Origin of the sequence: Pseudonocardia sediminis (assembly GCF_004217185.1) — a bacterium.
Taxonomy (GTDB): Bacteria; Actinomycetota; Actinomycetes; order Mycobacteriales; family Pseudonocardiaceae; genus Pseudonocardia; species Pseudonocardia sediminis.
In genome coordinates, this window is the sequence record NZ_SHKL01000001.1 from 1,109,266 (window position 1) to 1,121,948 (window position 12,683).

13 protein-coding genes are annotated in these 12,683 nt (G+C 73.7%); 8 read left to right on the forward strand and 5 right to left on the reverse strand.

The features are described 5' to 3' along the window. Positions 1–10 precede the first annotated feature (10 nt). The gene (locus tag EV383_RS05430) at positions 11–1,204 is read right to left on the reverse strand and encodes an enoyl-CoA hydratase-related protein (protein ID WP_130288884.1); all 1,194 of its coding nucleotides are present in this window, start codon (positions 1,202–1,204) and stop codon (positions 11–13) included. 64 nt (positions 1,205–1,268) lie between these two features. Then, entirely contained in the window at positions 1,269–2,066 is a 798-nt protein-coding gene (locus EV383_RS05435) for an SDR family NAD(P)-dependent oxidoreductase (RefSeq protein ID WP_130288885.1), read from the reverse strand. A gap of 92 nt (positions 2,067–2,158) precedes the next feature. On the opposite strand from EV383_RS05435, the gene EV383_RS05440 reads away from it, so the two are divergent. Genes EV383_RS05440 through EV383_RS05460 form a run of 5 tightly spaced genes read left to right on the forward strand, consistent with a single transcriptional unit; the run spans position 2,159 to position 5,721 of the window. Next, positions 2,159–3,451, forward strand: coding sequence for an aromatic ring-hydroxylating oxygenase subunit alpha (locus EV383_RS05440; protein ID WP_130288886.1), 1,293 nt, complete (start codon positions 2,159–2,161; stop codon positions 3,449–3,451). After that, positions 3,448–3,924 (forward strand): aromatic-ring-hydroxylating dioxygenase subunit beta, encoded by a 477-nt coding sequence (locus EV383_RS05445; RefSeq protein WP_130288887.1) that lies wholly within the window; start codon positions 3,448–3,450, stop codon positions 3,922–3,924. The genes EV383_RS05440 and EV383_RS05445 overlap by 4 nt, the downstream gene beginning before the upstream one ends. Before the next feature lie 8 nt (positions 3,925–3,932). After that, positions 3,933–4,148 (forward strand): hypothetical protein, encoded by a 216-nt coding sequence (locus EV383_RS05450; RefSeq protein WP_242622913.1) that lies wholly within the window; start codon positions 3,933–3,935, stop codon positions 4,146–4,148. After that, on the forward strand, positions 4,145–4,921 hold the full coding sequence (locus EV383_RS05455) for an enoyl-CoA hydratase/isomerase family protein (RefSeq protein ID WP_130288889.1): 777 nt from the start codon (positions 4,145–4,147) through the stop codon (positions 4,919–4,921). The genes EV383_RS05450 and EV383_RS05455 overlap by 4 nt, the downstream gene beginning before the upstream one ends. Continuing rightward, positions 4,918–5,721 carry an enoyl-CoA hydratase/isomerase family protein gene (locus tag EV383_RS05460; RefSeq protein ID WP_207223442.1) on the forward strand — a complete coding sequence of 268 codons (804 nt, stop codon included), beginning with the start codon at positions 4,918–4,920 and terminating at the stop codon, positions 5,719–5,721. Before EV383_RS05455 ends, EV383_RS05460 begins: the two co-directional genes overlap by 4 nt. A gap of 73 nt (positions 5,722–5,794) precedes the next feature. On the opposite strand, the gene EV383_RS05465 is transcribed toward EV383_RS05460, so the two are convergent. Continuing rightward, positions 5,795–6,286, reverse strand: a complete 492-nt coding sequence (locus EV383_RS05465) for an Asp23/Gls24 family envelope stress response protein (RefSeq protein WP_130288890.1) — start codon at positions 6,284–6,286, stop codon at positions 5,795–5,797. A 251-nt stretch (positions 6,287–6,537) separates the two neighbouring features. Here EV383_RS05465 and EV383_RS05470 point away from each other — a divergent pair, with 251 nt between their 5' ends. Beyond that, entirely contained in the window at positions 6,538–7,350 is an 813-nt protein-coding gene (locus tag EV383_RS05470; protein WP_130288891.1) for a TrmH family RNA methyltransferase, read from the forward strand. An 84-nt stretch (positions 7,351–7,434) separates the two neighbouring features. Here EV383_RS05470 and EV383_RS05475 read toward each other — a convergent pair whose 3' ends face one another. Continuing rightward, complete coding sequence (locus EV383_RS05475) at positions 7,435–8,967, reverse strand: AMP-binding protein (protein WP_207223443.1); 1,533 nt, start codon at positions 8,965–8,967, stop codon at positions 7,435–7,437. Positions 8,968–9,083: 116 nt separating this feature from the next. Between EV383_RS05475 and EV383_RS05480 the strand changes: the two genes are divergently transcribed. Next, positions 9,084–10,046, forward strand: coding sequence for an aldo/keto reductase (locus EV383_RS05480; RefSeq protein WP_130288893.1), 963 nt, complete (start codon positions 9,084–9,086; stop codon positions 10,044–10,046). Positions 10,047–10,104: 58 nt separating this feature from the next. On the opposite strand, the gene EV383_RS05485 is transcribed toward EV383_RS05480, so the two are convergent. Then, positions 10,105–11,325: an MFS transporter gene (locus EV383_RS05485; protein WP_130288894.1), complete on the reverse strand. Its 1,221-nt coding sequence runs from the start codon at positions 11,323–11,325 to the stop codon at positions 10,105–10,107. A 33-nt stretch (positions 11,326–11,358) separates the two neighbouring features. On the opposite strand from EV383_RS05485, the gene EV383_RS05490 reads away from it, so the two are divergent. Beyond that, the gene (locus EV383_RS05490; RefSeq protein ID WP_207223444.1) at positions 11,359–12,555 is read left to right on the forward strand and encodes an ROK family transcriptional regulator; all 1,197 of its coding nucleotides are present in this window, start codon (positions 11,359–11,361) and stop codon (positions 12,553–12,555) included. The last annotated feature ends 128 nt before the right edge of the window (positions 12,556–12,683 follow it).

The window sequence follows — 12,683 nt, forward strand, 5'->3', positions numbered from 1 at the left end:
CCGGGGTGGGTCAGCGGCCGGTGAAGCCGGGACGGCGGCGCTGCGCGAACGCGGCGATGCCCTCCGCGGCGTCGTCGGTGGCGGCGACGTCGACGATCGCGGTCTTCTCGGCGTGCAGCTGCTCGCCGAGCGGTGTCTCGTAGCTGGTGCGCAGCAGCCGGCGCATACCGCCGAAGGCGCGGGTCGGACCGGCCGCGATCGTCCGGGCGACGGCCTCGGCCTCGGTGTCCACGTCGTCGGCGGGCACGACGCGGTTGAGCAGGCCCCACTCGAGGGCCTCGTCCGCGGTGAGCCGGCGGTTGAGCAGGAACATCTCCTGCGCGCGGCGCATGCCGACCAGCCGCGGCAGGTACCAGGTGTTGCCGCCGTCCGCGGTCAGGCCGAGCCGCCCGTACCCGACGGCGAACACCGCGTCGGTCGCGGCGACCGCGTAGTCGGCGGTGCAGACCAGGCCCAGCCCACCGCCGGCGGCCGCGCCCCGTACTCCGACGACCAGCGGCGCGTCGATCGCGGCGAAGCGCTCCAGGGCGAGGTGGTAGTCGTCGATCATGCGGCGCAGCAGCGTCGGCAGCTCCGCGTGGGCGGTGCCGGACATCAGGCCGATGTCGCCGCCTGCGGTGAGCATCGGCCCGTTGCCGCGCAGCAGCACGACGCGCACGGAGTCGTCCTCGGCGATCAGCGTGGCGGCCTCGCGCAGGTCGCGGGCCATCGCGACGTCGATCGCGTTGCCGTCGTCGGGGCGGTTCAGCCGCAGGTCGGCGACGCCGTCGGTGATCGTGAGGGTGAGCGTGGTGAACGGGGACGCGGCGTCGCGCCAGCGGGCGGTGTCGGTGTACTGCTCGAGGTGGGTGATCCGGCCGCCGTCGACCGTCAGCAGGTGGGCGAACGCGGCGTCCAGCGTCGTGCCGCCCCGGCGTCCCGAGCCGGTGTAGCGGCCGGTGACCAGCAGCCGTCCGTCGGCCAGCTCGAGGAACCGCTCCGGCTCGGCGCGGGCGCGGAAGCCGCGGCCGATCGCGCCCCAGCCGTCGCGGCGCATCGCCTCCGCGCCGTCGTGGGTCCCGGCACCGTCCGGCATCCCGTCGGCCAGGACGCCGACGAAAGCAGGGTCGACCAGGGCGTCCAGCGTCTCGGCGTCGCCGCCGGCGAGAGCGTCGTAGAGCCGCCGGGCCAGCTCGGCGGGAGCAGCGGTGACGGTTCCGTCCACGATGACGCCTCCTCGTTTCTAATCAAGAATAGACACGGCGCGGAGCGGTCGTCAACGCACGTGATCACGGCATCGACGAGCCCCCGCCGACGGCCACGACCTGCCCGGTGACCTGCCGCGCGGCGACGTCGGAGGACACCCAGACGACGGCGTTGCCGACGTCGGTGGGAGTGGTGAGACGGCGCAGCGCCTGCGTCCGCACCACGGAGTCGATCTGCTCGGGGGTGAACATCGCGTCCTTCCCGCGGGCCCACACGCTGCTCGCGCCGACCGGCGCGTCGTCCGGCGGGACGACCAGCCCGGGGGCGACGACGTTGGAACGGATGCCGTGTCGTCCGTGCTCGCGGGCGACGGTGCGGGCCAGCGAGATCAGCCCGGCCTTCGTGGAGCCGTAGATGCCCTGGCGGATCGCGCCGAACGCGGAGTCGCTGGACAGGAACACCACCGCGCCACGCCCGGCCTCGCGCATCGGGCCCAGCGCGGCCTGCGTGCAGTCGATCGCGGCGAACAGGTTGACCCCGATCGTCTTCTCCCACAGGGCGCGGTCGGTCTGCTGGGCGAACCAGCCCGGCTCGCTCCAGCCGGCGTTGTTGACCAGGACGTCGATCCCGCCCCAGCGCTCGACGATCCGCCGCGTCACCGCCGCGCCCGCGCCGTCGGTGGTGAGGTCGATCGCGACGGCGTCGGAGTCGGGGGCGCCGAGATCGCGCAGTTCTGCGGCCACCGAGTCGGCCTGCTCTCCGTCGACGTCGACGACGAGCACCCGCGCGCCCTCCGCGGCGAAGCAGTGCGCGATCCCGCGCCCGATGTTCGCGCCGCCGCCGGTCACGACCACCCGCGCTCCGCCGAGTCCGAGATCCATGGTGTCCCTCCGGGGTGGGGCGGCTTGCGGTCGCCCGCCGTATCGGCGATGATTTTAATCTGATTTCGACAACTCGGTGAAGGGGGAGCGCGGTGACGACGACGATCGCCGAACGCTACGACGCGCTGATCGAACCGGAGCGCGTGCACGGCTCGCTCTACACCTCCCCGGAGATCTTCGCCGACGAGCTGGAGCAGATCTGGTACCGGACGTGGGTCTACGTCGGACACGTCAGCGAGATCGCGCAACCGAACGACTACGTGCGCAAGACGATCGGCCCGCAGGACGTCGTCATGACGCGCGGCGCCGACGGCGAGGTGCACCTGCTGCTCAACCGCTGCGCGCACCGGGGGAACCTGGTCTGCGAGGCCGACGCGGGCAACTCCAGCTCGTTCCGCTGCCCGTACCACGGCTGGACCTACCGCAACACCGGTGACCTGGTCGGATACCCCTTCCCGCAGGGCTACGGCGGGCGCGGGAAGCTCGACGAGCTGGGCCTGGGCCGGGTGCCGCGGGTCGCGGTGTACCAGGGCTTCGTGTTCGGCAGCTTCGCCCCCGACGGGCCGTCGCTGGCCGAGCACCTCGGCGAGGCGGCGGGCGAGCTGGACCGCCTCGTCCGGCTCTCGCCGCAGGGCGAGGTCGAGATCACCGCGGGCTTCCTCAAGCACCGCGCGCGGGCGAACTGGAAGCTCCTCGCCGAGAACGAGACCGACGGCTACCACCCGCAGTTCGTGCACCAGTCGATCTTCAGCGTGGCCGAGAGCGGGATCGGCGCGCTCTACGGCGAGAAGTCGACCGCCGTCACCCGCGACCTCGGGGGAGGGCACAGCGAGAACGACCTGCGCCCGGAGTTCCGCCGTCTCGCCGCCCCGATGGGGTGGTTCGGCACCACCGAGAAGAAGGTGCCGCACTACGTCGCCGCGATGCGTGAGCGCCACGGCGACGCCGCCGAGGAGATCCTCGTCGAGGGCGCCCCGCACGTGATGATCTTCCCGAACCTGTTCATCGCGGAGATCCAGCTGTTCACGATCCAGCCGCTGGCCGCCGACCTGACCGTCCAGCACGTCACGGCGATCGGGCTCAAGGGCGCGCCGGAGATGAACACCCGGATGCTGCAGCAGAGCATCGGCTCGGTCGGCCCGGCCGGGCTGCTGCTCGCCGACGACACCGAGATGTACGAGCGCAACCAGGCCGGGGTCGCCGAGCTGCGCCCGGAGTGGCTCGACATCCGCCGTGGGGTCGGCCGGGAGAGCGTCGACGAGCGCGGCCTGACGATCGGCGGCGCCACCGACGAGACCGCGATGCGCGGGTTCTGGCGGCACTACAAGCGGTTGATGACGACCGACCGGGTCGCGGCGGGCACGGCGGCGGGGACGCCGCGGTGAACGGTCAGGACATCCGCCGCATCGAGCAGTTCCTCTACCGCGAGGCGCGCCTGGCCGACGAGCACGACTACGACGGCTGGGAGTCGCTCTGGACCGACGACGGCCTGTACTGGGTCCCGGCCGGCGGCGACGACATCGACCCGACGACCCGGATGTCGATCGTCTACGACAACCGCCGCCGCATCTCCACCCGGATCAAGCAGTTCCACACCGGCAAGCGGCACACCCAGATCCCGGCGTCGCGGCTGCGGCGCGTGGTGTCCAACGTGGAGATACTCGGGGCCGAGGGGGCCGAGACGACGGTGGAGGCGAACTTCGTGCTCGTCGAGTCCCGTGAGCGGGGCAAGGAGATCTGGGCCGGGCGTTACACCTACCGGCTGCGCGAGGTCGACGGCGAGCTGCGGATGGCCTACAAGAAGGTCGCGCTGGTGGACAACGCCCGCGTGGTTCCGACGATGTCGTTCCTGATCTGATGGGATCCGTGCCGGTCGAGGTGGTGGGGAACGAGTTCGCGCAGGTCGCCGTGAGTGTGGACACCGACGCGAACAGCCCGCGGCTGCGCATCGAGGACCTGCGCAGCGGCCGGGTCCGGTTCCTCGACGCGCTCGAGCTGGAGACGCTCGTGCACCTCCCGGAGGGGAAGCTGCAGAGCCTGCTCGACCCGTCGGCCGACCGCTGGCGGGAGGACCGGGAGTGAGCTCGACCGAGACCGGGCCCCCGGTCCTGACCACGGTGGACGGCCGCGTCGCGACGGTCCTGCTCAACCGCCCGCACGCGCGCAACGCCGTCACGATCGCGTTGGCGCGGGGACTGCACGACGCTCTGGCCGACGCGGCCGGAGGCGCGGACGTGATCGTGATCCGGGGCGCGGGCGGGAACTTCTGCGCGGGCGGGGACTTCCACGAGGTCTCCCGGCTGCGCGAGGAGGGACCCGACGCGCTGCGGCCGTTGTTCGAGACGTTCATCTCCGCCTGCGAGCTGATCGCGGAGCTGCCGGTGCCGGTCGTCGCGGCGGTCGAGGGCTACGCGATGGCCGGTGGCTTCGAGCTGATCCAGTCCGTCGACATCGCGGTCGTGCGCGACGACGCGGTGCTGGCGGACAACCACGCCAACTTCGGCATGATCCCCGGCGGCGGGGGCTCGCAGCGGCTGCCGCGGATCGTCGGGGTGCCGCGCGCGCTCGGGCACATCCTCACCGGCGACCGGCTGACCGGTGCCCGGGCCGTCGAGTGGGGGCTGGCCTACCGCAGCGCCCCGGCGGAGGAGTTCGAGGACGTCGTCGACGCGCTGGTCGCGAACCTGGTGGCCAAGGACGGCGACGCGCTGGCCCGGATCAAGCGGCTGGTGCGCCGGCGCGGCGAGCTCTCCGACGGGCTGGCGGCGGAGACGCGGGAGACGTTGGACCACCTCGCCGGGGAACGCGCCGGCGCGGGCATCGGCCGGTTCACCGGCAGGACGGGAGAGCAGTGAAGCTGATCGAGAGCGGCCCGGTGCTGCTGGACCTCGACGACACCGGGGTCGCGCACCTGCGGCTCAACCGGCCCGAGGCGGCGAACGGGATGGACGTGCCGTTCCTGCGCGGGCTCTACGACGCCGTGATGGTCGCGCACGGGCAGGCCGGTCTGCGGTGCCTGGTGCTCACCGGCGAAGGAAAGCACTTCTGCGCCGGCGGCGACGTGAAGACGTTCGCGAGCAAGGGCGAGGCGCTGCCGGACTACCTGCGCGAGGCGACGGCGTGGCTGCAGAACGTCGCCCAGGGGCTGCTCGCGCTCTCCGCGCCGGTGGTGACGGCGGTGCAGGGCTTCGCCGCCGGTGGCGGCGGGTTCGGGCTGGTGTGTGCGTCCGACATCGTGATCGCGGCCGAGTCGGCGAAGTTCATGTCCGGGGCGACCCGCTCGGGGATGGCGCCGGACGCCGGGTCGTCGGTGACGCTGCCGCAGATCGTCGGGGCCCGGAAGGCGATGGAGATCTTCCTGCTCAACCCGACGCTGAGTGCCGCCGAGGCGCTCGACATCGGACTCGTCACCCGCGTCGTCCCGGACGCGGACCTGCTCGACGAGACGCTCGCCGTCGCCGCGACGCTCGCCGCCGGTGCGCCGCGGGCGCAGGGCGCCACCAAGCGTCTGGTGTGGTCCGGGCTCGGCGGCCGGGTCGAGGCGGCGCTGCCGGAGGAGGCCCGCACGGTCTCCGAGCTGTCCGGCACCGCGGACTCCCGGGAGGGACTCGCCGCCGTGATCGAGCGCCGCGCGCCCCGGTTCACCGGGGCCTGAGCCGGGCCCGGAACGCGGAACGGCCGGCCCGGGGTCGCACTCCGGGCCGGCCGAACATCAACGGGGGAACGGGTCAGGAGACCCGCGGCGTCGAGGACGGCTTCGGGGCCTCGACCTCGTTCTTGCCGTCGTCCTCGGACGGCAGGTGCACGTCGTCGACGGAGATGTTGACCTCGACCACCTGCAGGCCGGTCATCCGCTCGAGGGCGGAGATGACGTTGCGGCGCACGGCCTTCGCGAGGTCGGCGATGGCGACGCCGTACTCCACGACGATGTTCAGGTCGATCGCGGCCTGCTTCTCGCCGACCTCGACCGAGACGCCCTGCGAGGCGTTGGTGGTCGCGCCCGGGATGCGCTCGCGGATCGCGCCGAAGGTCCGCGCCGCGCCGCCGCCGAGGTCGTGCACGCCGTTCACCTCGCGGGTGGCGAGGCCGGCGATCTTGGACACGACCGCCTCGGCGATCTTGGTGCTGCCGTGGTCGGAGGCCAGCGCCGACGAGGACGCGGACACCGGGGCGGAGGGGGTCTGGGCGGCCGGGGTGGAGGCGGCGGAGGGGGTGCTCATCTGATGATCTCCTCTGGTGAGACGTCGCGGCCGGGATGGCCGGCCGTGAACCGTGTGCGGCCGGCCTGAGGTGAGCAGGCCGGGAGCATCTCCTCGACGCTCGCTCCGGCGGACTCTCGTTCCGGGCCGACACATGTAGGACACATTCGGAGGGGTCATCCTCACGCGGAGACCCCGATGATGTGGGTCACAGCCTCAACGGGGCGGGCGCCCGCAGGGGTTCCCGCCGGCGCCGCGGATAAGGTGCCCCGGTGGCCGGCGCACCTGTTCCCGCGGATCTGACCAGCACCGCGAACCCGCGGGTCAAGGCACTGATCCGGCTGCGGAGCCACCGTCGCGCGCGGGTCGAGGCGGGGTCCACTCTCGTCGAGGGACACGACGAGCTGCGGCTGGCGCTGCAGGCCGGGGTACGCCCCACGGAGCTGTACTGGGCGCCGTCGCTGGCCCGCGACGAGCACAGAGGACTCCTCGACGACGTCCGCGCGACCGGGGCGCGGGTCACCTCGGTGAGCCGGGACGTGTTCGACCGGATCGCCTACCGCGAGGGCCCGGACGGCTGGCTGGCCGTGGTGCCGGACCCGGGGTCCGCGATCGCTGACATCGTGCTCGGCCCGCGCCCCCTGGTGCTCGTCGCGGAGGGCATCGAGAAGCCGGGCAACATCGGCGCGATGCTGCGCACCGCCGAGGCGTGCGGGGTGGACGCGGTGATCGGGGCGTCGACCGTCACCGACTTCGGCAACCCGAACGCGGTGCGCGCCAGCAAGGGCACGGTGTTCGCGGTGCCGGTGGCGTCCGCCCCGAGCGCCGAGGTGCTGGACTGGCTGCGCGGGCACGGCGTCCGGATCGCCGTCACCACCCCGGCCGGGACCACCGCGCTCGGCGACGCCCGCCTGGACGGCCCGGTCGCGGTCGTCGTCGGCGCGGAGAGCACCGGGGTCACCGACCTGTGGCTCGACGCCGCCGACGAGACGGTGGTGATCCCGATGCGCGGGAAGGTCAACTCGCTCAACGCGGCCACGGCCGGCGCCGTCGCGCTGTTCGAGGCGAACCGTCAGCGCCACTGAGCGGTTTGGGAGAGATCAGCACTTCGGCGGCGGATCGCGACACGGCTGTCGCGTTCCGCCGCCGAACCGCCGATCATGTCGCGGTCACACCGCGGCCGGGGCCAGCGTCGCCCGCAGGGCCTTCTTGTCGGTCTTGCCGATGTCGGTCAGCGGCATCTCGTCGACGAACGCGATCGTCTTCGGCACGTACATCGCACCCCGGTGCTGCTCGACCAGCGTCTCCAGCTCGGCGGCGGTGAGCGAGTCGTCGCGGGCCACGACGGCGGCGTGCACGGCCTCGGAACCGTCGTCGTCCGGGGCACCGAAGACGGCGGCCTGACGCACCCCGGCGTGCTCCATCAGCGTGTCCTCCAGCTCGGAGGTGTACACGTGCCCGCCGACCACGACGATCATGTCCTTCACCCGGTCCACGAGGTGCAGGTAGCCGCGGGCGTCGAGGTAGGCGACGTCGCCGGTGCGGACCCAGCCGTCGACGATCGTCTCGGCGGTGAGCTCGGGCCGGCGCCAGTACCCGTCCATCTCGGTGCCGGTGCGCACCCACAGCTCACCGCGCTCGCCCTCGGCGACCCGGGTGCCGTCGTCGTCGCAGATGGCGACGTCGGTGGTCGGCATGACGCGCCCGACGGTGCCGAGCAGCTCGGGGTCCAGGTGCTCCTCACGGGTCAGCGCGCTGATCCCGCCCGCCTCGGTCTGGCCGTAGACCTGGATGAACACCGGGCCGATCCGGCGCACCGCCTCGGCCATCCGGGTCGGGTTCGCCGGGGCGCCCCCGTAGATCACGTTCTGCAGGCTGGACAGGTCGGTGCGGTCGAGGTCGGGGTGGTCGAGCAGGCGGTAGATCAGCGGCGGCAGCAGCCACATGTCGGTGATCGCCTCGCGCTCGATCGCGGCGAGCACGGCGCCGGCGTCGAACTCCTCCTGCAGCACGACGGTGCCGCCTCGGGCGAGCAGCCGGTCGGCGACGCCGCCACCGGCGTGCGCGGACGGGGTGCACAGCAGCATCCGGGCCGGGCCCTCCTCGGCCCAGGTCCCGCGGACCGTCGCCATCCGCAGGTGGTGGGCGAAGGTGTAGGCGATGCCCTTCGGGTGCCCGGTGGTGCCGCCGGTGTGCCGGATCTGCTGCACGTCGGAGAGGTTCGCCCGGCTCGACAGCGCCTCGGTCGAGGCGTCGGCGGCGTCGACGAGCAGGTCCCGCCACGGCTGGTCGCCCGGCCCGGTGGTCCCGAGCCCGAGCGTGGTGACCGGGCGGGCCAGGGCCACCACCTGCGCGGCGGTGTCGGCGGCGATCGGGTCGACGAGCACGAGCGCGGCCTCGACATCGTCGACGATCGTCGCCTGGCCCTCCGCGGACAGGCCGCCGTGCGGCTGCGTGACGCCCGCGCCGAGCAGGTTCAGCGCCCAGCGGGCCGTCTGCATCTCGGGGGAGTTGCCGCCGAGCAGGGCCACGACGTCACCGGGTCCGACCCGGCCGTCGAGGGTGTGCGCGAGCCGGTGGACCTGGTCGAGCACGTCGCCGGCGGTGAGCCGCCGGTCGCCGTACACGAGCGTCTCCCGTCCGCGATCCTGCGCGAACGCGTCCAGGACCTGTTCGACGTCCGCGTGCACCGTGCCCGACATGATCATCCCTCCGTCGCCGAATGTTCTTAGTATTGGTAACGATTACCCGCCTTGATCCTCTTCCATGCGGTGAGGTCGCTCGCATCACCCGTCGCCGGACGGGGTAGACCGGAGACATGACGATGATCGGCAAGACCGACCTGGACGTGAGCGGACTCTGTCTCGGCACGAACGTGTTCGGCTGGACGGCCGACGCCGAGCAGTCTTTCGCGCTCCTCGACGCCTACGTCGAGGCGGGCGGAAACTTCCTGGACTCGGCCGACTCCTACATGGCGCGCGCCGAGGGCAACTCCGGCGGCGAGTCGGAGACGATCATCGGCGACTGGATGGCCGCACGCGGCAACCGGGACGAGATCGTCGTGGCGACGAAGGTCGGCCAGCTGCCCGGCCGGACCGGGCTGTCGGCGTCGACCATCACCGCCGCCGTCGAGGACTCGCTGCGCCGCCTGCGGACCGACCGGATCGACCTGTACTACGCCCACGTCGACGACGCCGACGTCCCGCAGGAGGAGTACCTCACCGCGTTCGACGGGCTCGTCCGCGCGGGCAAGGTGCGGGCGCTCGGCGCGTCGAACTTCGGGCCCGAGCGCCTGCTGTCCGCGCTCGAGATCTCCGGGCGCGAGGGGCTCGCCCGCTTCGAGGCGGTGCAGCCGCACTACAACCTCGTCGAGCGCGACTACGAGAGCGAGCAGGCGTTCTTCGTCGAGAAGGAGGGGCTGTCCTGCTTCCCGTACTTCGGCCTGGCCAAGGGGTTCCTGACCGGCAAGTACCGGGCCGGCGACGACGGCCCGGTCGACACCGGCGCGTCCGAGGGTCCGATGCGGATGGCCCGGGCCGAGGGTGCGAAGGCCTACCTCGACGAGCGCGGCGTGCGGGTGCTCGGCGTGCTGGACGAGGTGGCCGCCGTGCACGACGTGCCGGTCGCGTCGGTGGCGCTGGCCTGGCTCGGCGCCCAGCCCACCGTCGTCGCGCCGATCGCGAGCGCCCGCACGCTCGACCAGCTCGCGCAGATCCTGCCGTCGGCGACCCTGCTGCTGACCCCCGACGAGCTCGCCGCCCTCACCGAGGCGTCCAGCTGACACCCCCCCGTGCGCGGATATCGTCGCTCCGGCAGCGATATCCGCGCACGACCCCCGGTCAGGCCGCCGGGACCGGCGCGCGGCTCCGTTCGCGACGTTCGAGGGCCGCGGACCCGCCGAGGACGATCAGACCGGCCAGCGGGAGCAGCGCGCCGGCGGCGGCCGGGGCGGTCCAGCCCAGGCCGGCCGCGAGCACGGCCCCGCCGAGTGCCGCGCCGAGCGCGTTGGCGATGTTGAACGCCGAGTGGTGGCACGCCGCGCCGAGGGTCGGGCCGTCCGGCGCGGCGTCCATCAGCCGGGTGTTGAGCGCCGGAGTGGTCCCGGTGGTGGCCGTGGCCAGCACGAACAGCGTGATCAGGGCCCCGGCGACCGAGTACGCGGTGACGGTGAACGCGCCCATCGCCACCGACGCGACGGCCATCCCGCCCGCGATCGTGCGCATCGGCCAGCGCTCGGCCAGCCGCCCGCCGACGGTGTTGCCCACCGTCATCCCGACGCCGAACAACGCGAGCGCCAGCGGCACGTAGGCCTCGGTGAAGCCGGACAGCGTCGTCAGGATCGGGGTGATGTAGCTGTAGACGGCGAACGTCCCGCCGTAGCCGACGGCGATCACCAGCATGGTCAGCCACACCTGCGGCCGTCCGAGGGCGGAGAGCTCGCCGCGGATCGACTGCGGGGTCTCGTCGCGGACGTCGGGCACCAGCAGCGCAACCGCGGCCATCGTGACCAGCGCGATCCCGGCCACCGCGAGGTACGCGGCCGGCCACCCGAGGGCCTGCCCGAGCCACGTCGCCAGCGGGACGCCGACGATGTTGGCCACCATCAGCCCGGTCATCGTCGCGGCGACCGCCCGGGCCCGTTGCGCGCGCGGCAGCAGGGAGGCGCCGAGCACCGCGGCGGTGCCGAAGTAGGCGCCGTGCGGGAGTCCGGAGAGGAAACGGGTGGCCAGGAACGTCTCGAACGTCGGCGCGAACGCGGACGAGGCGTTGGTCAGCGCCAGCGCCGCGGCCAGGACGAGCACCAGCCGCTTGCGCGGCCAGCGGGCCCCCGCGATCGCCAGCGCCGGGGCGCCGACGACCACGCCGAGCGCGTAGGCGCTGATCGCGGAGCCGGCCTGCGGCACGGTCGCGCCGAGGTCGGCCGCGAACTGCGGGAGCAGGCCCATCGAGGCGAACTCGGTGGTGCCGATGGCGAGCCCACCCAGGGCGAGCGCGGCCAGGGCGAGGCCCGGTGAACGGGTGGTGGCAGTGTGGCGCGACGGCGCGAGGTCTGTTTTCATCGCGCCACGAGAATAAAACGGGGAGGGTCGCCCGTGTCAACGGAGATCTGTGGTGACGCCCGGGACACCGAGCCCGGCCGCGCCGCTGTCGAGCGCTGGCGGACGACGGCCGAGGTGCTGGCCGAGGTCCGTCGCCGGCCCGGGCTGACGCGCGTCGAGCTGGCCCGGGAGCTGAACCTGGCCAGCGCGTCGGCCACCGAGATCACCGGGCGCCTGCGCGAGCTGGGTTGGATCGCCGAGGAGCGGGCACCGAGCACCGGGCGCGGGCGGCCGACGACGGTGGTCACGGTCGCGCCGGACGGGCCGGTCGTCGTCGCCGTCGACGTCCGGTACGAGGACTGGCGTGCCGCACTGGCCCGTCTCGACGGCGTCCCGATCGCGGTCCGGACGGGCCGGCACGCCCACCGCGACGCCGACACCGTCGTCGGCACCCTGCGCGGCGTGGTGGCGGAGATGGTGCGCGACAGCCCGGGACCGGTCGTCGGGGCCGGGATCGCGGTCGCGGCCACCGTCGTCGACGAACACCTGGCGCAGGACGCGGGCCAGGGCTGGAGCCCGCTGCAGCCGAGCCGGATCACCGAGGGGACCGGGGTGCCGGTCGTCGTCGGCAACGACGCGACGCTGGCCGGGGTGGCCGAGGTGCGTGACGGCGCAGCCGTCGGAGCCGGGACCGCGCTGTTCCTGACCGTGGAGGTCGGGATCGGCGGCACGCTCGTGGTGGACGGGCGCCCGCTCTCCGGTGCGCGTGGCACGGCGGGGGAGTACGGGCACCTGCCGTTCGGCGATCCCGGGCGGCGCTGCCACTGCGGGGCCCGCGGCTGCTGGCACCTGGACATCGGCGGCCGCGCCCTGGCCGCCCGGATGAACGAGCCGTCACCGTCCGACCCGTTCAGCCACGCCCTGCGGGTGCTCGACCGGGCCGCGGACGGCGACGCTGCCGCGCGGGAGGCCGTCGCGCACGTCGCGTCCCGGCTCGCCCGCGGCGTCGCGGGCCTGGTCAACGTGCACGACCCCGACGTCACCGTGCTCGGCGGTCTCGGTCCGGCCCTGCGCGCCGCCGCTGCGCCCGAGTTCGACGAGGCCTACACCGACGGGCTGATGGCGTTCCGCCGCGACGCGCCGCCCCCGGTCCGCGACGCCGCCCACGGTCCCGACGCCACCCTGCGCGGCGCGCTCGCGATCGCCCTGGACGACGCGACGTCCCCCACGGGCCTGGCCCGCCGGTCCTGACCCGCTCCGGTCCGCGCACCCGGTCCGGCGACGCGCACCCGAACCGGCCTCGCGCTCTGCGCGCACCGCGCGGGTCCGGCCCCGGTGCGCGGACACCGGCCCGGTGCGCGGAAACGGCGCGCGGAAAC

Excerpts from the sequence above, each read along its gene's own strand:
- EV383_RS05480 (WP_130288893.1), top strand. The coding sequence starts at position 9,084 with ATGACGATGATCGGCAAGACCGACCTGGACGTGAGCGGACTCTGTCTC.
- EV383_RS05465 (WP_130288890.1), bottom strand. The coding sequence starts at position 6,286 with ATGAGCACCCCCTCCGCCGCCTCCACCCCGGCCGCCCAGACCCCCTCC.
- EV383_RS05485 (WP_130288894.1), bottom strand. The coding sequence starts at position 11,325 with ATGAAAACAGACCTCGCGCCGTCGCGCCACACTGCCACCACCCGTTCA.
- EV383_RS05435 (WP_130288885.1), bottom strand. The coding sequence starts at position 2,066 with ATGGATCTCGGACTCGGCGGAGCGCGGGTGGTCGTGACCGGCGGCGGC.
- EV383_RS05475 (WP_207223443.1), bottom strand. The coding sequence starts at position 8,967 with ATGTCGGGCACGGTGCACGCGGACGTCGAACAGGTCCTGGACGCGTTC.